This window comes from Ramlibacter sp. WS9, assembly GCF_003797765.1.
Taxonomy (GTDB): Bacteria; Pseudomonadota; Gammaproteobacteria; order Burkholderiales; family Burkholderiaceae_C; genus Ramlibacter.
In genome coordinates, this window is the sequence record NZ_RKMB01000006.1 from 121,341 (window position 1) to 141,080 (window position 19,740).

Annotated in this window: 15 protein-coding genes; 2 read left to right on the forward strand and 13 right to left on the reverse strand. The window is 65.9% G+C overall.

Features of this window, described 5'->3' with window-relative positions:
- Positions 1–358: 358 nt before the first annotated feature.
- The 7 genes from EEB15_RS11935 to EEB15_RS11965 all read right to left on the reverse strand — a co-directional run bounded on the left by EEB15_RS11935 (position 359) and on the right by EEB15_RS11965 (position 9,803).
- A complete protein-coding gene (locus EEB15_RS11935) occupies positions 359–3,967 on the reverse strand; it encodes a hydantoinase B/oxoprolinase family protein (RefSeq protein WP_141510079.1) in 3,609 nt (1,202 codons plus the stop codon).
- Positions 3,968–3,983: 16 nt separating this feature from the next.
- Positions 3,984–4,982 (reverse strand): TRAP transporter substrate-binding protein, encoded by a 999-nt coding sequence (locus tag EEB15_RS11940; RefSeq protein ID WP_141510080.1) that lies wholly within the window; start codon positions 4,980–4,982, stop codon positions 3,984–3,986.
- A 32-nt stretch (positions 4,983–5,014) separates the two neighbouring features.
- Positions 5,015–6,325, reverse strand: coding sequence for a TRAP transporter large permease (locus tag EEB15_RS11945; protein WP_141510081.1), 1,311 nt, complete (start codon positions 6,323–6,325; stop codon positions 5,015–5,017).
- Positions 6,326–6,347: 22 nt separating this feature from the next.
- Entirely contained in the window at positions 6,348–6,881 is a 534-nt protein-coding gene (locus tag EEB15_RS11950; RefSeq protein WP_370283545.1) for a TRAP transporter small permease, read from the reverse strand.
- A 92-nt stretch (positions 6,882–6,973) separates the two neighbouring features.
- On the reverse strand, positions 6,974–7,948 hold the full coding sequence (locus EEB15_RS11955; RefSeq protein WP_141510082.1) for a TRAP transporter substrate-binding protein: 975 nt from the start codon (positions 7,946–7,948) through the stop codon (positions 6,974–6,976).
- Between the two features lie 14 nt (positions 7,949–7,962).
- Positions 7,963–8,757, reverse strand: coding sequence for a putative hydro-lyase (locus tag EEB15_RS11960; RefSeq protein ID WP_141510083.1), 795 nt, complete (start codon positions 8,755–8,757; stop codon positions 7,963–7,965).
- Positions 8,758–8,924: 167 nt separating this feature from the next.
- On the reverse strand, positions 8,925–9,803 hold the full coding sequence (locus tag EEB15_RS11965) for a LysR family transcriptional regulator (protein ID WP_141510084.1): 879 nt from the start codon (positions 9,801–9,803) through the stop codon (positions 8,925–8,927).
- A 67-nt stretch (positions 9,804–9,870) separates the two neighbouring features.
- On the opposite strand from EEB15_RS11965, the gene EEB15_RS11970 reads away from it, so the two are divergent.
- Positions 9,871–10,404: a TRAP transporter small permease gene (locus EEB15_RS11970; protein WP_141510085.1), complete on the forward strand. Its 534-nt coding sequence runs from the start codon at positions 9,871–9,873 to the stop codon at positions 10,402–10,404.
- Positions 10,405–10,430: 26 nt separating this feature from the next.
- Positions 10,431–11,741, forward strand: a complete 1,311-nt coding sequence (locus EEB15_RS11975; protein WP_141510086.1) for a TRAP transporter large permease — start codon at positions 10,431–10,433, stop codon at positions 11,739–11,741.
- Positions 11,742–11,751: 10 nt separating this feature from the next.
- Here the strand turns inward: EEB15_RS11975 and EEB15_RS11980 are convergent, their stop codons facing one another.
- The 6 genes from EEB15_RS11980 to EEB15_RS12005 all read right to left on the reverse strand — a co-directional run bounded on the left by EEB15_RS11980 (position 11,752) and on the right by EEB15_RS12005 (position 19,736).
- Positions 11,752–12,186: a universal stress protein gene (locus EEB15_RS11980; protein WP_141510087.1), complete on the reverse strand. Its 435-nt coding sequence runs from the start codon at positions 12,184–12,186 to the stop codon at positions 11,752–11,754.
- Between the two features lie 2 nt (positions 12,187–12,188).
- A complete protein-coding gene (locus EEB15_RS11985; protein WP_141510088.1) occupies positions 12,189–12,893 on the reverse strand; it encodes a TerC family protein in 705 nt (234 codons plus the stop codon).
- A 152-nt stretch (positions 12,894–13,045) separates the two neighbouring features.
- Positions 13,046–14,467 (reverse strand): sensor histidine kinase, encoded by a 1,422-nt coding sequence (locus EEB15_RS11990; RefSeq protein ID WP_141510089.1) that lies wholly within the window; start codon positions 14,465–14,467, stop codon positions 13,046–13,048.
- On the reverse strand, positions 14,454–15,131 hold the full coding sequence (locus EEB15_RS11995) for a response regulator transcription factor (RefSeq protein ID WP_141510090.1): 678 nt from the start codon (positions 15,129–15,131) through the stop codon (positions 14,454–14,456). The genes EEB15_RS11990 and EEB15_RS11995 overlap by 14 nt, the downstream gene beginning before the upstream one ends.
- 49 nt (positions 15,132–15,180) lie before the next feature.
- On the reverse strand, positions 15,181–16,569 hold the full coding sequence (locus tag EEB15_RS12000) for an efflux transporter outer membrane subunit (RefSeq protein ID WP_141510091.1): 1,389 nt from the start codon (positions 16,567–16,569) through the stop codon (positions 15,181–15,183).
- Positions 16,566–19,736 carry an efflux RND transporter permease subunit gene (locus EEB15_RS12005; protein ID WP_141510092.1) on the reverse strand — a complete coding sequence of 1,057 codons (3,171 nt, stop codon included), beginning with the start codon at positions 19,734–19,736 and terminating at the stop codon, positions 16,566–16,568. The genes EEB15_RS12000 and EEB15_RS12005 overlap by 4 nt, the downstream gene beginning before the upstream one ends.
- Positions 19,737–19,740: the final 4 nt, after the last annotated feature.

Here is a 19,740-nt window from a genome sequence, read left to right on the forward strand (position 1 = left end):
CCGAAAATTGATTCATCGTCTCGTTCCAGTCCTGGCCGCACGGCCCGAGTCGGCCGTGGTTGGCCGCCGGTTTGAATTTGGCCTCGCCGGCGGGTAGCTCATGTGTGCCCCAGCTCGGCTGGCGCCCATGACGCGTTCAAATAAGGGCCTTTTTGAAGGCCATGGAGGGCGCGTTGATGGTCTCCCCGGTCAGGAGCCCGGTGACGAACTGGTCAAGCAGTTTGGCATCTTCGGCAGCGCCGCTCTTGGCCACGATGACCGCACCTTCAATTCGTGTTGCTTGGAATTGACGGTCCCGTTGGTCATGTTATGCCTCAAACACAAGATTAAGGACAGACTCCACTTCGCATGACTGGCATCAGCCTTGGCCGTAGCCACCGCCGCCGGGTGTGTGGATCTCGAATACGTCGCCCGGTTTCATTTCTGCCTGGCCGATGTGGTCCAGTTCCTCGACCACACCATCGCTGCGAACCACGCGGTTGATGCCCACGAGGCCCGGCTGGCCGCCCGCCATGCCGAACGCGCCGTGCTTGCGCCCGTTCGACAGGATGCTGGCCGTCATGTCTTCCAGGAAGCGCACGCGCCGCACGCCGCCGCTGCCGCCCTTCCACTCACCGTTGCCACCCGAGCCTTCGCGAATCTCGTAGCTGTCCAGGCGGACAGGGAAGCGGAACTCCAGAACTTCAGGATCCGTCAAACGCGAGTTGGTCATGTGGGTTTGCACCACGCTCGTGCCATTGAAGCCCTGCCCCGCACCGCTGCCGCCCGAGATGGTCTCGTAATACTGGTGACGATCGTTGCCGAAAGTGAAGTTGTTCATCGTGCATTGGCCCGCCGCCATCACGCCCAGCGCGCCGTAGAGCGTGTTGGTGATGCAGGTGGAAGTCTCGACGTTGCCCGCGACCACCGAGGCCGGTGGGTTCGGGTTGAGCATGGAGCCCGGCGGGATGATCACCTTCAGCGGCTTCAGGCAGCCCGCGTTGAGCGGGATGTCGTCGTCCACCAGCGTGCGGAAGACGTACAACACCGCCGCCATGCACACCGCCGTCGGTGCGTTGAAGTTGTTGGTCTGCTGTTCCGACGTCCCTGTGAAATCGATCTCCGCGCTGCGGTTCTTCGCGTCGACACGAATCGCCACCTTGATCTGCGCGCCGTTGTCCAGCGGCAGCGTGAACGCGCCGTCCTTGAGTTTGGTGATGACGCGGCGCACCGATTCCTCGGCGTTGTCCTGAACGTGGCGCATATACGCCTGCACTACATCCAGCCCGAACTGCTCCACCATCTTGCGCAGTTCCTGGACGCCCTTTTCGTTCGCGGCGATCTGCGCCTTCAGGTCCGCCATGTTCTGCTCGGGGTTACGGCTCGGGTACTTCCCGCTGCGCAGCAGCGCCAGCATCTCGGCCTCGAGCAGCTGACCGCGATCGACCAGCTTGACGTTGTTGATCTGCACGCCCTCTTCCTCGATCAGCGTCGAGAACGGCGGCATGGAACCGGGCGTGATGCCACCGATGTCCGCGTGGTGCCCACGCGAGCCGACGTAGAACATCGGCTTGTCGTCCCGCGCGGCGCCCATGTACACCGGCGTGATCACCGTGATGTCCGGCAAATGCGTCCCGCCGTGGTACGGGTCATTGAGAACGTAAACGTCGCCGGGCGACATGCGGCCCGCGTTCTCGTTGATCACCGTCTTGATGCTCTCGCCCATCGAACCCAGGTGCACCGGCATGTGCGGCGCGTTGGCGATCAGGTTGCCTTGCGAGTCGAACAACGCGCAGGAGAAATCCAGGCGCTCCTTGATGTTGACGGAGTAGGCGGTGTTCTGCAGTTGCAGGCCCATCTGCTCGGCGATGTTCATGAACAGGTTGTTGAACACCTCCAGCAGTACCGGGTCCACCGTCGTGCCGGCGGCGAATTTCATCGAGCGTGGCACTCGGCGGTCCAGCACCAGGTGGTCCAGCGCCGTGAGCTGGGCTTCCCACCCGGGCTCGACCACCGTGGTGGCGTTCTTCTCGGCGATGATGGCCGGGCCGGGGATCACGTCGCCGGCGCGCAGGTCTTCGCGGACGACGAGTGCCGCTTCCTGCCATTGGCCACCCGAGTACATGCGCACCGTCTCGCGGCGCGGTACTTCGCGTGGCGCGTGGACCTCGTGCTGTGGCTCGGCCGGGGCGTCGCCCGCCACCACCGCTTCCACCGACACGGCTTCCACCATCATGCCCTTGCCCTTCATCAGGAAGGCGAAGCGCTGGCGATAGGCGGCCTCGAAGCCCGCGACGATGGTCGGCAGGTCGCCGAACGGCACGACCAGCGCCGAATCGCTGCCCTCGTACCGCACGTGCACGCGGTGATGCATGGTGACGGTGCCAGCGTTGACCTGCTGTCGCTCCAGGTCGGCGTGCGCGGCCGCACCGAGCGTATCCAGCCGTTCGGCCACGAGGGGCAGCGATGCTTGCGCCAGCGGCAGCTCGATCGCCTGCTCGCGGATCACGTTCTGGTCGGCCAGGCCCATGCCGTAGGCCGACAGCACGCCAGCGAGCGGGTGCACGAACACGCGGCTCATGGCGAGCGCGTCGGCCACCAGGCAGGCATGCTGGCCACCCGCGCCACCGAAGCACTGCAAGGTGTAGCGCGTCACGTCGTAGCCGCGGGCCACCGAGATCTTCTTGATGGCGTTGGCCATCTGCTGTACGGCGATGTTGATGAAGCCCTCGGCCACCACTTCGGCGCTGCGCCCGGTCTTGCCCGCGAGTTCGTTGAACTTCGCTTCCACGGCCTCGTAGCTCAGCGCTTCGTTGGCCTTGGGGCCGAACACCTTGGGAAAGTAGCGCGGCTGGATCTTGCCGACCATCACGTTCGCGTCGGTCACGGCGAGCGGCCCGCCCCGGCGGTAGCTGGCCGGGCCGGGGTTGGCGCCCGCGCTTTGCGGGCCGACGCGGAAGCGCGAACCGTCGAATTCGAGGATCGAGCCGCCGCCGGCCGCCACGGTGTGAATGCTCATCATCGGCGCGCGCATGCGCACACCGGCCACTTGCGTCTCGAACTCGCGCTCGAACTCGCCGGCATAGTGCGACACGTCGGTCGACGTGCCGCCCATGTCGAAGCCGATCACCTTCTCATGCCCACCCAGCAGGGCCGTGCGTGCCATGCCGACGATGCCGCCGGCCGGTCCGGACAGAATCGCGTCCTTGCCCTGGAAGGCGTGCGCATCCGTGAGGCCGCCCGACGACTGCATGAAGAAGAGCTTGACGCCCGGCATCTCGCCGGCCACCTGCTCGACGTAGCGGCGCAGGATGGGCGAGAGATACGCGTCGACCACCGTCGTGTCGCCACGGCTGACGAACTTCATCATCGGGCTGGTTTCATGCGATGTGCTGATCTGCGTGAAGCCGACCTCCTTCGCGATCCGCTTGGCCGCCTGTTCATGGTCGGTGAAGCGGTAGCCGTGCATGAACACGATGGCCATGCTGCGCAGGCCCTGTTCGTATGCCGCCTGCAGTTCCTTCCTCAGCAGCGTTTCGTCCAGTGGCTGCAGTACTTCACCCTGCGCAGCTACGCGCTCTTGCGCCTCGATGACTGAGCTGTAGAGCAACTCAGGCAGCACGATGTTCCGGTCGAACAGGCGCGGGCGATTCTGGTAGGCGATGCGCAGCGCGTCGCGAAACCCCTTCGTCGTTACCAGCAGCGTCGGCTCACCCTTGCGCTCCAGCAGCGCGTTGGTGGCGACGGTGGTGCCCATCTTCACGCACTCGACCACGTCGGGCGTCACCGGCTGCCCGGGCTTCAGGCCCAGCAAATGGCGGATGCCGGCGACGGCGGCGTCCTTGTACTGCTCCGGGTTCTCCGACAGCAGCTTGTGCGTGAGCAGCGAGCCATCCGGCCGCTTGGCCACGATATCGGTAAATGTGCCGCCGCGGTCGATCCAGAACTGCCAGCGGGGTGCGGATGCGGGGGAACGGGTGACGGTCATCGTGGTCTTCGGGTAATCAACGCAGAGAGTAGAACGGAATGAAGATTTCGTTGGCGGAATTGCCCACCGACGCCACCCATTCCCTGGAAAATTTTTCGCCCATGCGCTTCAAGTCGCGGCTGAGTTCGAAAGGCACCGGGTCGACCTTGATGCCATTCTTGCGCAGGTCTTCCGTGGCGCTCACCGCCGCCGACCGGCTGAGCGCGAACCCGCGAATCTCCGCCAGCGCGGCGCTGCGGACGACAGCCTGCTGCGTCGCTGGCGGCAGGGCGGCAAAGGCTTTGGCATTGACGAACACGATGTTCTTGGGAAACCAGGCGTTGAGCTCATAGTAATGCTTCAGCCCGCCCCACACCTTGTTCTCCACCCCGGTCACGGCTGAGGTGATCATCGCGTCCATCTTGCCTTCGGCCAGCGCTTGGCCCACCTGGACCATGGGCACGTCCACCGGCGTGGCGCTCAGCAGCTCGGCAATGCGCACCGTGGTCGGGTTGTACGTGCGCATCTTCATGCCCTGCAGGTCCTTGACATCGCGGATCGGCTTGTTCGTGTACAGGCCCTGCGGCGGCCACGGCACGGCGTACAGGGGCTTCAGGCCCCGCCGCGCGAATTCGCGCTCGATGCCGGGTCGCTGGAGCGCCCACATGCGCTGCACGGCCTCGTAGGAGCCGACGACGAAGGGCACGCCGTCCGCGCCTGCCAACGGCACCTCTTTGCCCATGCCGGACATGATGGCCTCTCCCGCTTCCACCTTGCCGCTGGAAACCGCCGCCGGAATCTCCGCCAGCTTGACCAGGCTGTTGTTGGCAGCCACCTCGATCTTCAGTTGACCCTGGGTGGCGGCTGCCACCTCTCGGGCGAATTCCTCGAGGTTCTGCGTGTGGAAGGACTCGGCCCGGTAGCCGGTGGCCAGCTTCCACGTGGTGGCGGCCGGCGTGATGGCAGAGGTAGCGGCTTGCGCCAGGCAAAGCGATCCCCAGGCGGCCAGCAAGGCCGCCGCAACGACGTTTTTCATGAGAGTTCCTTAAAGGAGGGGCTGTCGTGCCGTCATTTCGCCTTCCCCATCAGAGCGTCCGGCACGACAGTGACGATCTGCGGAAACACGGTGATGAGCACGATGCACACCACCAGGCAAAGGAAGAACGGAATGGCGGCGCGGGCAATCACATTGCTGTCCTTGCCGGTCATGTTCTGCAGCACGAAGAGGTTGAATCCCACCGGCGGCGTTACCTCGGCGATCTCCACCAGCAGGATCACGAAGATGCCGAACCAGATGAGGTCGAACCCGGCCTTCTGGATCATCGGCATCACCACCGCGGCTGTCAGCACGATCATGCTGATGCCGTCCAGGGCCGTGCCCAGCACGAGGTACACCACCACCAGCGCGGTGATCAGTGCGTACGGTGACAGGTGCATGCCGTTGACCCACTCGGCCAGCTCGCGCGGGATGCCGGTGAAGGCCATCGTCTTGGTGAGGAAGGCCGCCCCCGCCAGGATGAACATGATCATGCAGCTGGTGCGCGCCGCGCCGCCCAGGCTTTCGGTGAAGTTGGCCCAGGTCAGCGAGCGGCTCCATGCGGCCAGCGCCAGTGCGCCCACCACACCATAGGCCGCGCATTCGGTGGCGGTCGCCCAGCCGGCCACGAGGGACCAGCAGATGAACACGATCAGCAGCGCGCATGGCACCAGGTTGCGCGACAGGCGCAGCTTCTCGCGCAACGTGGTGGCGGCCTCGCGCGGCGGCATCTTGCCCTTGTTGCGCAGCGCCCACCAGGCGATGTAGCCGGAGAACAGGGCCATCAGCACCAGCCCCGGCAGGAAGCCCGCCAGGAAGATGCGGATGATGGAAGCGTCCGCCGCCACCGCATAGACCACCATGGTGATCGACGGCGGAATGAGGATGCCCAGGGTGCCGGCCGTGGCCAGCGAACCGATGGCGATGTTCTCGTCGTAGCCGCGCTTCTTCAGTTCCGGCAGGGACACCTTGGCGATAGTGGCGCAGGTGGCGGCCGATGAGCCCGAGACCGAACCGAAGATGCCGCAGCCCAGGATGGTGGTGTGGAACAGCCGCCCCGGCACCCGGTTGAGCCATGGCGCCAGACCGGAAAACATCTCCTCGCTGAGCTTGGTGCGAAAAAGAATTTCGCCCATCCAGATGAAGAGCGGCAGTGCCGCCAGTTCCCAGGAAGCGTTGCTTTCCCAGAAGGCCGAGAAGAGGTTCAGGCCCGGCTGGCTGGTGGTCAGGAAGGCCTGCCCCGCCCAGCCGACGATGGCCAGTGTCATCGCGATCCAGACTCCGCCGGACAGCATCAGCAGCATGAGGATCAGCAGGAAGGCGCCGGCGGCGAGGGTGTCCATGGATGTCTTTCAGGAACGTGGGTCAGAGGTCGGACGAGAAATCGCCCTTGGCGTGCCGCTCCTGCACCAGCCGCACGAAGGTGGGCAGCTCGCCGCGCAGCACGAGGATGAATTCATCGATCACCGCCACCAGGAACAGCAGCGAACCGGCGGCAAAACTCAGTTGCGGGATCCAGATCGGCACGATCCACAGCCCTTGCGCCACTTCATTGAACTGCCAGCTCTGGTAGGTGAAGCGGCAGGCCCAGAACGCCAGGTAACCGATCGCGACGACCGCAATCGCGAGGCACACCAGTTCCAAGCGGCGCCGCAGCGGTGGCGCTGCCTTCTCCAGCAGCAGCGTGACGCGAACGAAGTCACCGTGCTTGAAGGCATGGGCCATGGTGAGGAACGCGGCCGCCGCGCAGAGCCACGAAACGAGGTCGTTGATGGCGCCCGTGGGAAAGCCGAACTGCCGCCCCAGGGTCTGCGCCACCATCAGCACGCAGATGGCGGCAATGCACGCCGCGCCCAGCACGCCGGCGCCCTGGTAGCTCAGGTCCAGCCAGCGCCGCAGCGCGTGCGGGCGTGGCGTCTCGGCGGCCGTGGCGGCGGGCGTCACCGGCATGGGATGGATGGCTGTAGACATGGAGCGTTCGCCGCAGCGCCTTACTTCTTGCTGAAGGCGTCGATGACGGCCTTGCCGTCGGCACCGGCCGTCTTGACCCAGTCGGCGGTCATCTGGTCGCCGATGGACTTCAGTTCTTTCTTCAGGCCGTCGGCCGCGGGGTCGATCTTCATGCCCTTGGCCGCGAGTTCCTTGAGGTACTCGGCATCTTTCTGCTCGCTGGCCTTCCAGCCGCGCTGCTCGGCCGCCGCGGCCTGCTGCAGCACCGCTTCCTGCGCCGGCTTGTCGAGCGCGTCGAAGGCCTTCTGGTTGACCACCACCGCATTGCGGGGAAGCCACGCCGCGACCGCGTAGAAGTACTTCACGCTCTCGTACAGCTTGCTGTCGACGCCGCTGGCGCTGGAGGTGAGGAAGTTGTCGACCCCGCCGGTGGCGAGGGCCGCCGGCAGCTCCGCCAGCTGGATGGTCACGGGCTGCGCGCCCACCGCATTGGCGATAAACGAAGTGGCCGGGTTGTACGCGCGCATCTTGGTGCCCTTGAGATCCTTCAAGGCTGCCACCGGCTTGACCGAGTACAGGCTCTGCGGCGGCCACGGCACGGTGTAGAGCAGCTTGATGCCCTGGGCCGCCAGTGTCTTGGCGAGGACCGCGCGCGAAGCCTCGTCCAGCCGCTTGGAGTCGGCGTAGCTCGTGGCCAGGAAGGGGATGGAATCGACGCCGAAGATCGGCGACTCGTTGGCCGCGCCCGAGAGGATGAATTCGCCGGCCGGCACCTGGGCCGATTGCACCGCGCGCTTGATCTCGTTGGCCTTGAACAGGGAGGCGTTCGCGTGCACGGTGATCTTCAGCTTGCCGGCGGTGGCCTTGTCCACGCCCTCGGCGAACTGCTGCAGGTTCTGCACCTGGAAGGTGTTGACGCCATAGCCGGACGGGAGGTCCCACTTGGCATCGGCGTGCGCGCCGGTGGACATCGCCAGTGCGGCAATGCACGTGAGGGACGAGAGTACTTTTTTCATGATCGCAAAGCTCCTTAAAAGCTGGCCAGTTCGTGGTTGAAAAGATCGGTGATCAGCATCGCGCCGGGCGCGTGCGTGATGCAGAAATCGGGGCGTGCCTGCTCGATGGCCGCCTGCGGGGTGACACCGCAGGCCCAGAACACCGGCAGCTCGCCCGGCAGCACCTCGACGGCGTCGCCGTAGTCGGGGCGCGAAAGGTCGACGATGCCGATCTGCGCCGGGTCACCGATGTGCACCGGCGCGCCATGCACGTTCGGGAAGCGCGAGGTGATCTGCACGGCGCGGATGGCGTCGGCGGGCCGCATCGGGCGCATCGTCACGACCAGCGGCCCGCTGAAGGGGCCGGCCGGCGCGGTGGCCACATTGGTGCGGAACATCGCTACGTTGCGGTTCTGTTCGATGTGCCGCAGCGGCAGGCCGGCTTCGATGAGCGCCTGCTCGAACGAGAACGAGCAGCCGATCACGAAAGTCACCAGGTCATCGCGCCAGAGGTGGGTGATGTCGCCCGGCTCGGCGGCCAGCTCGCCCTTGCGCCACACCCGATAACGCGGCACGTCGGTGCGGATGTCGATGTCCTTACCCAGCGTGGGCAGGAACGGATCGCCGGGCTCGGAAACGGCGAGCACGGGGCACGGCTTGGGATTGCGCTGGCAGTAGCGCAGGAAGTCGCCGGCCAGATCCGCGGGCAGGATCACCACGTTGCCCTGCACGTGGTTGTCGGCCAGGCCGCTGGTGTGCGACGCCCACTCGCCGGTGCGGATGGCGCGGCGGGCGGTGACGGCGGCGGAAGAAGGGTTGGCTGCGTTCAAGACGATGGGCTCCGGAAAGAATCGACTCGTGTTTTCGACTCGTGTTGCGATGAGCCGGATTCTGGAAGTGCCGGCGCTTCGCGGCAAACGCAAAATATTTCGATCAGCTCATCACATTTTTCGATGATGCGAAGCGATATCAGGGTTTCACCCTAGGGCGCAACCCATCAGAAACCGGCGATGAATTCGAGTGCGGACTTGAGCACCAATTCGGCGCTTCCCGAGGAAGGATCGAACCGGTAGTTGGCGTGGATGGGCAGCGGCGCGAGCTGGGTGTCGCAGCGCAGGATCTTCAGCCCCGAGGTGTCCGGCAGCCTGCGCGCCGCGGCCAGCGGCAGTGCCGCCACGCCGAAGCCCGCCTGCACCAGCTGCACCATCGCGGAGATCGATGAGATGGCGTGCACCTTCCTGGGTTGCACCTGCGCCGCCTTGAGCTGGTCGAGCAGCGCCAGGTGCGGATAGGAGCCGCGCTGGAAAGTCATCAGCTCCATGTCAGCAAAATCGCTCATCCGGTAGAGCCGCTTGCGGTGCACGCCCGCGTTGCCCAGGAAGGCCATCTCCATCGGCGGCAGCGCCTTGCTGCGCACGCCTTCGACGTTGGCCGGCGCCGCCGTGAACACGATGTCGAGCGCACCGCGCCGCACCAGCTCGATGAGCACCGGCGTGGTTTCCACCGACAGTTCCAACTCCAGCTCGGGGTATTGGGCACGCAGGTATTCCACCCAAGGGATCAGCCAGGAATGCAGCACCGACTCGATGGCGCCGATGCGCATCTGCAACTCCAGCGGCGCCTCGCCGCCCATCTCCTGCTTGATCTCGCGCTGCAGCTCCAGGAGGCGCGTGGCGTGCTTGAGGAAGCGCTGGCCGGCGAAAGTCATGCGGAACTGCTTGTTGCGCCGGTCCAGCAGCACCGTGCCCAGTTCATCCTCCAGCGCCGCGATGCGCGCGGACATCGCCGATTGCGTGATGAACAGCTTTTCGGCCGCGCGCGACACCGATTGAAGGGTCGCGACCCAGTAGAAGGCTTCGACGAACCGGAGGTTCATGGTGCGTTCCGGAGATTCATGGCGGAAATGGCGGCGGGAGCGTGGTTCAGCAGAGCAATAATGCCTGATGCGCAAATTCCTCGACCGGCTCTACCTCGGGGCCGCCGGCCTCGCCGCACTCTGCGTCCTGGCCATCTGCGTGCTGATGGTCGGCCAGAGCATCGCCCGCGAATTCGGCATCCGCACCGGCGCCACCAACGACATTGTGGCCTGGCTGTGCGCCGCAGCCGCGTTCCTGGCAATGGCGCATGCCTTCAAGCACGGCGACTTCGTGCGCGTCACGCTGCTCCTGGAAAAACTCCCGGCTGGCCCGCGGCGGGTGCTGGAGATCATCTCGTTGGCGATTGCCTGCTTCGCGATCGGCTACCTTGCTTTCTGGGCCACGCGTTTCGCCTGGGAGAGCTACGAGTTCAACGACATGGCCAACGGCCTGCTCGCCATCCCGCTGTGGATTCCGCAGACCAGCTTCGTGGTCGGCGCCTGGCTGTTCTTCATCGCGGTTCTCGACGAGATGGTGCTGGTGGCGCGGGGGGCCCGGCCCACCTACGTGACCGCGGTGGAAGAGCGGCACGCGCACGGCGACTTCTCATCCGACGTCTGAACAAAAACTCCAGGAAAAGACACACGATGACCACGCTCGGAATCGGCCTCTTTCTGCTGGTGATCATGCTGCTGCTGCTGACGGGCGGTGTCTGGATCGCGATGACGCTGGCCATCTGTGGATGGATCGGCCAAGCCTTCTTCGTCAACACGCAGCCCGGCAAGAACCTGTTCTCTGCTTTCTGGGAAAGCAATGCGTCGTGGGAGTTGGCGGCGCTTCCGCTCTTCATCTGGATGGGTGAGATCCTCTTTCGAACCAAGCTGAGCGAAGAGATGTTCGAAGGGCTGAGGCCGTGGCTGAACCGCATCCCGGGCCGGCTCATGCACACCACCATCCTCGGCTGCGGCATTTTCGGTTCGGTCAGCGGGTCTTCGGCCGCGACTTGCGCGACGATCTCCAAAGTGGCGCTGCCGGAACTGAAGAAGCGCGGCTACGACGAGAAGCTTGCCCTGGGCGCGCTGGCCACGGCCGGCACGCTGGGCATCCTGATCCCGCCGTCGATCACGATGGTGGTGTACGCAGTGGCGGCCGATGCCTCCATCATCCGCATCTTCCTCGCGGGCTTCCTGCCCGGCTTTCTGCTGATGGGCCTGTTCATGGGCTACATCGCGTGGTGGTCGATCCGCAACCCGTCCAAGGTGCCGGCAGCCGACCCGCCCAGCAGTTGGGGCGAGAAGATCCGCAAGAGCGGCAACCTCATCCCCTGCGCCGCGCTGATCGTGTTCATCGTCTGGGTGCTGGTCGCGGGCTATGCCACGGCCACGGAATGCGCGGCCTACGGCGTGACGGGCTCACTCGCCATCGCGGCGTGGGGCCGGTCGCTGACATGGAAGAACTTCTGGGACGGCCTGATGGGCGCCACGCGCACCAGCTGCATGATCATGTTCATCCTGGCCGGCGCGGCGTTCCTCACCAAGACCATGGCGTTCACCGGCGTGCCGCGCGAACTGGCCGAGTGGGTCAACGCCATGAACCTGTCGCCCTATGCGTTGATCGCGTGCCTGGTGGTCGTCTACCTGGTGCTGGGCACCGCGCTGGACGGCATCAGCATGATCGTCCTCACCGCCGCGGTGGTGCTGCCGATGATCCAGAAGGCCGGCTTCGACCTCGTCTGGTTCGGCATCTTCATCGTGCTGCTGGTCGAGATCGCCGAGGTCACACCGCCGGTCGGCTTCAACCTCTTCGTGCTGCAGAACATGACCGGCAAGGACAGCAACACCATTGCCAGGGCCGCGATCCCGTTCTTCGGTTGCCTCGTGCTTTGCATCGCACTGGTGACCGTCTTCCCGCAGATCGTGACCTGGCTGCCCAACTATGTGATGGGCGTGGAAAAGTAGCCCGCGGCTGTTATGGGCTGATGACCTGGCAGTCGCCGGCGCCGCCGACGATCTGCCGGACCTGGCCGGCAAGGCTGCCGAAGACCCGGCCCGCAAACCCCGCATGGCCTTCATTGCCCATGAGGATCCTGTCGCAGGCCAGTTCGCGCGCGACCCGGGCGATCGTCTCCGCGCGGCGCCCCACCACCACCAGCGCGGTATACGGGACCGCCGCCGCATCCAGCAGCGCCCGCGCACCCGCAAGGTCTTCGGCGCCGGCCTGGTGCTGGATGCCGCTCAGCTCGCGGCTGTCGAAGCACATCGCGACGTGTCCGGAAAGCTGGGGCTGCACATTCAGCAAGTGAATGGCAACCGGCTCCTGGCGGTACAGGGCAATGGCTTGCGCCACCGCCGACTTCATGGCCGCCTCGTTGTCGGCATTGATGTGAATCAGCAGGTTTCGCATGCTTACTCCGCGGCTTCGCTGAGCTTGCCGGGCAGGGCCTGCGGGCGGGATGCCAGCCACTTGCCCAGACCGACCACCAGCAACGCGCCGGCCACCGGGGCAATGGTGTGCAGGCTTTGGCGGCCGTTTTCGACCCACGCGTGGACAGACGGATCGGAGACCGCCATCTCGCCGGCCACCCAGCCCAGCAGACCGGCACCGATGGTGATGATCGCGGGGAAGCGGGCCATCAGCTTCAGGATCAGCGTGCTGCCGTAGATGATCAGCGGAATGCTGATGACGAGACCGACGACCAGCAAGACCACATTGCCCTTGGCCGCCGCGGCGACGCCCAGCACGTTGTCCAGGCTCATCACGAGGTCGGCGACGATGATCGTCTTGATGGCGGCAGCCAGGTTCGAATGGCTCTCCATGTGTTCTTCCTCGTCATCGCCCTTCAGCAGGCCGATGCCGATCCACAGCAGCAAGGCCGCGCCAATGAGCTTCAGGTAGGGCAGCGAGAGCAGGTAGACCGCGAAGAAGGTCAGCACGATGCGCAGCACGATCGCGCCGACGCTGCCGAACATGATGGCCTTCTTCTGCTGCGCCGGGGGCAGCGACCGCGAAGCCAGCGCGATCACCACGGCGTTGTCGCCGCTGAGCACGATGTTGATCATGATGATCTGGGAAAGCGCGATCCAGAATTCTGGGGTCGTGAATGCGGACATTCTTGGGGTCTCCTCGAGCAGGGGTGGGCGGAACCGGGGATCGGTTCCTGCTCGACCGAGAATAGGGACGTGGGCTGTCGCAGCCCTGCCGCCTGCCTGTCCCGTACATGTCTGCAGGCTGTCGTGAAGTTGTCGCTTTCCTGTCGCCAACCTTACGCAGCCGGCGGATCATCCATCTCGGGTGCGGGCGCCGGGAAGACGACGCTGAAGGTGTTGCCGATGCCGTCGCGGTCTTCTTCCAGCGTGATGCGCGCGTCGTGCAGCGCGGCGATCTCGCTGACGATCGCCAGGCCCAGTCCGCTGCCGTCGGCGTGGCTTCCCAGCAGCCGGTGGAAGCGTTCGAAGATCCGCGTCCTTTCATCCACGGGGATGTGCGGCCCGTCGTCGCTCACCGAAAGGCGGCCCTGCCCTTCGGCGGTCAACCCCACCGCCACCGTCACGCGCCCGCCTTCCTGGCTGTAACGCACGGCGTTGTCGACCAGGTTGTTGATCAACTCACGCAACCGGTCCGCATCGGCATCGATGACGACCGGCTCGGGCCATGCCTCGAAGCCCAGGTCGATGTCGCGTTTGAGCGCGACCGGCACCCAGTCCATCGCGACCTCGACCGCCAACGCGTTGAGGTCGATCGCCTGGAGTTCGACCGACTCCACGGCGCCCGGCTCATTGCGCGCCAGCGACAGCAACTGGCGCACCAGCCGCGACAGCCGGTCGGCGCTCACATAGAGCTGCGCCAGCGAATGGCGAACCCTGGCCGGATCGTCTTCGCGCAGCGCCAGCTCGATCTGCGCCTTCAGCCCGCTGACGGGCGTCTTGAGCTGGTGCGCGGCGTCGGCAATGAATCGATTCTGGAAGTTGAGGGTCTTGCCCAGCCGCAGCATCAGCTCGTTGACCTCGGTGACCAGGGGCATGACCTCGCCCGGCACATTGCGCGTGTCGACGGGGCTCAGGTCGAGATGGGAGCGGTTGGACACGGCGGCCTGCAACCGCAGGAGCGGCCGCAGGCCGCGCGAGATGCCGAAGTAGACCACCTGCGCCGCCATGACGATCAGCAGGAGCTGGGGCACGACGACATTGGCCAGGATCTCCAGCGCCAGGCGGTTGCGCTTGTTCAGCGTTTCCGCCACGTGGACCAGCACTGTGCCGGATGCGCCGTCGCCGTCGTACGGCATCCATGCAGAGATCATCCGCACGGGCACACCGTGCACGACGGCGTCATAGAACCGCGGCTTGCCCGCGTCCGGGCCGGCTGCCTGCGGCCCCTGCAGCGCCGGGTCGCCGCCGATGAGCGTGCCGTCCCGCGCATTCACGCGGTAGAACAGGCGGTCCTGCTGGTCGACGAGCAGAATTCTCTCCGCGGCATTCGACATCTCGAGCTTCGGCGTGCCGCGGCTTGGCCGCACGTGCAGTACCACTTCGCGGGCGATTTCGTGCAGCGAGCGGTCGTGCGCCAGATTCGAGATGTTGACCGACGTCCAGTAGGTGAACACCGTGTCCAGCACCAGCAGGACCATCAGCGGCCCCAGCAGCCAGGCCAGGAGCTTGTACTGCAGCCGCGGTTCAGCCCGCTCCACCAACGCGCTCCATCAGGTAGCCCATGCCGCGCACGGTGCGGATCTCGCAGCCCAGGGGCTCGAGCTTCTTGCGGATGCGCGAGACGTAGACTTCGATCGCATTGGCCCCGACTTCGTCGCCCCAGCCATAGAGGTGGTTGACCATGTGCTCCTTGCTGACGACACGGCCTTCCCTCATGAGCAGTAGCTCCAGCACCGCGAGCTCGCGCGCCGACAGTTCCACGGGCTGGTCGTCGTAGAAGACGCGCCGCCCGGCCGTGTCCAGCCGCAGCCGGCCGTGGACCAGCGACGGCGACGCGTTCGTGCTGCCACGCCGCAGCAGCGCCCGTACCCGCGCTTCCAGTTCCGGCAGGTCGAATGGCTTCGCCAGGTAGTCGTCGGCGCCCAGATCCAGGCCCCGCACGCGGTCGGCAAGCGCGTCCATCGCCGTGAGCATCAGCACCGGAACGCGTGACTTGCGAGCCCGCAGGCGCTGCAGCACCTCCAGCCCGCTGGGGCCCGGCAAGCCGATGTCGAGGATCGCGAGGTCATAGATCTCGAGCGCCAGCGCGTTGTCGGCCTGCTGCCCGTCGCCCACCACGTCCACGGCGTACGCGGACTGCACCAGTGCCCGGCAAAGGGCATCGGCGAGAATCTTGTCGTCCTCGACGAGGAGTATTCGCATGGGGGCGATGGTACGGCAAGCCTGTCATTGCGGGCTTGACCCGGCAGTTCTATCTGGCGGGTTCGCTCCAGCCACCGCCGAGCGCGCGATACAGCAGCACCTGGTTCTGCAATTGCGCGAGACGTGTCTGTATCAACGCCTGCCGCGCCGTGAACAACGACCGCTGTGCGTCCAGCAGGTCCAGATAGCTCGCCACGCCATTGGTATAGCGCAGCTCGGACAAGCGGAACCGCACCGACTCCGCCTCGACAACGTTGCGCTGCGCCTGCAGTTGCTCGCCCAGCGTGGCGCGGCCTGCCAGTGCATCGGCAACCTCGCGGAAAGCCGACTGGATCGCTTTCTCGTACTGCGCGATCGCGATGTCGCGCTGCACGTTTGCCGAGCGCAGTCCGGCCGCGTTGCGGCCCGCGTCGAAGATCGGCAGCAGCAACTGCGGCGCTGCGGTCCAGCCCCAGGAACCGCCCTTGAACAGGTCGGACAAGTGGCTGCTGGCGGTACCGACTCCGGCAGTCAGCGAGATGCGCGGGAAGAATGCAGCGCGCGCCGCGCCGATGTTCGCGTTGGCCGCGATCAGCTGCTGCTCGGCCTGGCGCACGTCGGGACGGCGCACCAGCACTTCCGAAGGCGTGCCCGCCGGCAAATCGGGCAGCGAGACCGACTCCGTGCTCACCGCGACCTGCAAGTCCGCGGGTACCGGCTCGCCCAGCAGCAGTGCCAGCGAATTGAGATCCTGCGCGCGCTGGCGTTGCTGCTGCGCGAAGGCCACCCGCGCGCCTTCGAAGAGCGATTGCGCCTGGCGGAAATCCAGCTCCGAGGCCACGCCATTGTCGAAGCGCAGCTTCGTCAGGCGCAATGAATCTTCGCGCGTTGCCAGCGTCTGGCGCGTCAGCGCCAGCAGTTCTTCATCGGCCACCAGGCTGAGCCACGTGGTGGCAACTGTCGACACCAGGCTGATCTGCGCGGCCTTTCGGCCTTCTTCGGTGCCCAGGTACTGGGCCAATGCCGCTTCGCTCAAGCTGGCGACCCGGCCGAAGAAGTCGATTTCCCACGCCGTGACGACGAGGCCCACGGTGTAGGTGCTTGTCGTCGCGCCGCCGGCCGCGGGCGTACGCGAGCCTGCCACCGCGGCGTTGAAGGTCGGAAAGCGATCGGCCTTGCGGATGTCGTATTGCGCACGGGCCTGCTCGATGTTGAGCACCGCCACACGCAAGTCGCGGTTGTTGCGCAGCGCGGTCGCGATGAGCTGCTTCAACCGCGCGTCGGCGAAGAAGTTCTGCCAGTCGAGATCGGCCGCTTGTGTGCCTGACGGCGCGGATGCATAAGGCCAATTGCCCGCGACCGGCGCGGCCGGGCGTTCATAGACCGGCATCATCGAGCAACCGGCGAGCCACAGGGCGGCTGCCAGCGGCGCAAACCGAAAGAGCGCGCGGCCGTTCATACCTGGTCCCCCGCGCGCGCGCCCGGCGGTAACTCCTGGTCCGCCTCATGCGCATACATGCGCCGCTGCCGCTCGCTGGGCTTGAAGAAGCGGGTCACCACCACGAAGAACACCGGCACGAACAGCACCAGCAGGCTGGTGGCCGTGAGCATGCCGCCCATCACGCCGGTGCCGATGGCGCGCTGGCTGGCCGAGCCGGCGCCCGAGGCCACCACCAGCGGCAGCACGCCGAGAATGAAGGCCATCGACGTCATGATGATCGGCCGGAACCGCAGATGGCAGGCGGCGAGAGCCGCGTCGACCAGGCTCATGCCCTGCGCGTGCAAGTCCTTCGCGTACTCGATGATCAGCACGGCGTTCTTCGCCGACAGGCCGATGATGGTGATCAGGCCCACCTTGAAGTACACGTCGTTCGGGAAGTCCCGCAACGTCGCGCCCAGCAGCGCGCCGACGATGCCCAGGGGCACCACCAGGACCACCGACATCGGGATCGACCAGCTCTCGTACAGGGCCGCCAGGCAGAGGAACACCGCCAGCAGCGAGAAGCCCAGCAAGATGGCGGCCTGCGCGCCCGAGAGCTTCTCCTCGCGCGATTGGCCCGTCCACTCGTAGCCGAAACCCGCCGGCAACTGCGCGGCGAGCCGTTCCATTTCGTCCATGGCCTCGCCGGTGCTGCGGCCGGGGGCCGCATCGCCGGAAATGCGCATGGCAGGGTAGCCGTTGTAGCGGATCGTCTGCATGGCACCGTTCACCCAGCGAGTGCTCGCGAAGGCCGAGAGCGGCACGGCCGCACCCTTGTTGTTCAACGCGGAGAGGCGCAACAGGTCGTCGGGCTGCATACGGCTGGGCGCATCGGCCTGCACCACCACGCGCTGGAGCCGGCCGCGGTTCGGGAAGTCGTTGACGTAGCTGGAACCCAATGCGGTCGACAGCGCGGCGTTGATCGCGTCGAAGCTCACGCCTAGCGCGTTGGCCTTGCCGCGGTCGATGTCCACCTGCAATTGCGGTGCGTCTTCCAGGCCATCGGGCCGCACACCCGCGAGCACCTTGCTTTGCCCTGCCATCCCCAGCAGCTGGTTGCGCGCCGCCACCAGCGCCTCATGCCCATTGCCCCCGCGGTCCTGCAAGCGGAAGTTGAAGCCCGTGGCCGTGCCCAGCTCGGGAATGGCCGGCGGGCTCAAGGCAAAGATGAAGGCATCGCGGATGCCCGACAGAGCGCCGAAAGCGCGGCCCGCGATCGACTGCGCGGTGTGTTCCTTGCCCTTGCGCTCGCTCCAGTCCTTGAGCGTGACGAAGGCCAGGCCCGCGTTCTGCCCTTGCCCGGAGAAGGAGAAGCCCAGCACGCCCACCATGCTCTGCACCTCGGGTTGCTTGAGGATGAAGTTTTCGACCTGCTCCATCACGCGCGTCGTGCGCTCGATGGTGGCGCCCGGCGGCAATTGCACGTTCACCAGCATGTAGCCCTGGTCCTCGCTCGGCAGGAACGACGTGGGCAGGCGCATGAACAGCACGGCCACGGCGGCAAGCACCGCCACGTAGACCACGAGCGCGCGCCCCACGCGTCGAAGGATGCGCGCGACGAAGCTTTCGTATCCCTTGGCTGTGCGCGCGAAGGCACGGTTGAAGCGTCCGAAGAAGCCGCGCTTCTCCAGGTGATGCCCGGCCTCCATCGGCTTCAGCAGCGTGGCGCACAAAGCCGGCGTCAGCGACAGCGCCAGGAAGGCCGAGAACGCAATCGACGCCACCATCACCGCCGAGAACTGCTTGTAGATGTTGCCCACGGCGCCGCCGAAGAAAGCGAGCGGCACGAACACCGAGATCAGAACCACTGTCACACCGACGATGGCGCCCTGGATCTGCTTCATGGCTTTGACCGTTGCCTCGCGCGGCGGCAATCCCTCCTCGCTCATGATCCGCTCGACGTTCTCCACCACCACGATGGCGTCGTCGACCACGATGCCGATCACCAGCACCATGCCGAACATCGTGAGCACGTTGATCGAGAATCCGAGCGACAGCAGCACGGCGAAAGTGCCCAGCAACGAGATCGGCACCACGATCGCCGGGATCGCGGTATAGCGCCAGTTCTGCAGGAACAGGTACATCACCAGGAACACCAGGATCATCGCTTCGGCGAGCGTCTCGACCACTTGCGAAATCGAGATGCTGACGAAGCGCGAGCTGTCGTACGGGATCGACCAGGTCATGCCCTTGGGAAAGAATTTCGACAGCTCTTCCATGCGCGTGCGCACCGCCTTGGCGGTGGCCAGCGCATTGCCGGTGGGCGACAGCTGGACGCCGATGCCGGTCGAGGGCTTGCCGTTCAGGCGCGCGGAGATCGCGTAGCCCTGCGCGCCGAGCTCGAGTCGCGCCACGTCGCGCAAGCGCACGGCCGAGCCGTCGGTGTTGGCGCGCAAGATGATCCTGCCGAATTGCTCCACCGACGTCAGCTGCCCATTGACCACCACCGTGGCGGCAATGCCTTGTCCGGCGACGTTGGGCAAGTCGCCGATGGCGCCTGCCGACACCTGCGCGTTCTGCGCGCGGATGGCTGCATTCACGTCGCCCACCGACAGATTGAAGCTCACCAGCTTGGCCGGATCGATCCAGATGCGCATGGCCCGCTCGGTGCCGAACAACTGCGCCTGGCCGACACCCGGGATCCGCTGGATTTCCGGCAGCACGGCGCGCGAGGCGTAGTCGCCCAGCGCCACCGGATCGAACTCCGCGTTCTCGGAAGAGAGGATGGTGAACAGCAGGAAGTTCGAGCGCGCCTTGTCGACACGCACGCCCTGCTGCGTCACTGCCGCCGGCAGGCGCGGAGCGGCCCGGCCCAGGCGGTTCTGCACGTCCACCTGCGCGAGATCGGGGTTCGTTCCCGATTCGAAGCTGAGGTTGATCGACCCACTGCCGTTGGCCTGCGCCACCGACTCCATGTAGATGAGGCCCGGCGAGCCGTTCATCTCCTGCTCGATGATGGACAGCACGCTGTCTTCCAGCGTCTGCGCCGAAGCGCCGGGGTAGACCGCGGAAACCGTGATCGACGGCGGCGCCACGGTCGGATACTGCGCCACCGGAAGCTTGACCACGGCCACGCTGCCCAGCACCAGGACGAACAGTGCGATCACCCACGCGAAGACCGGCCGGTCGATGAAAAACTTGGCCATCGCT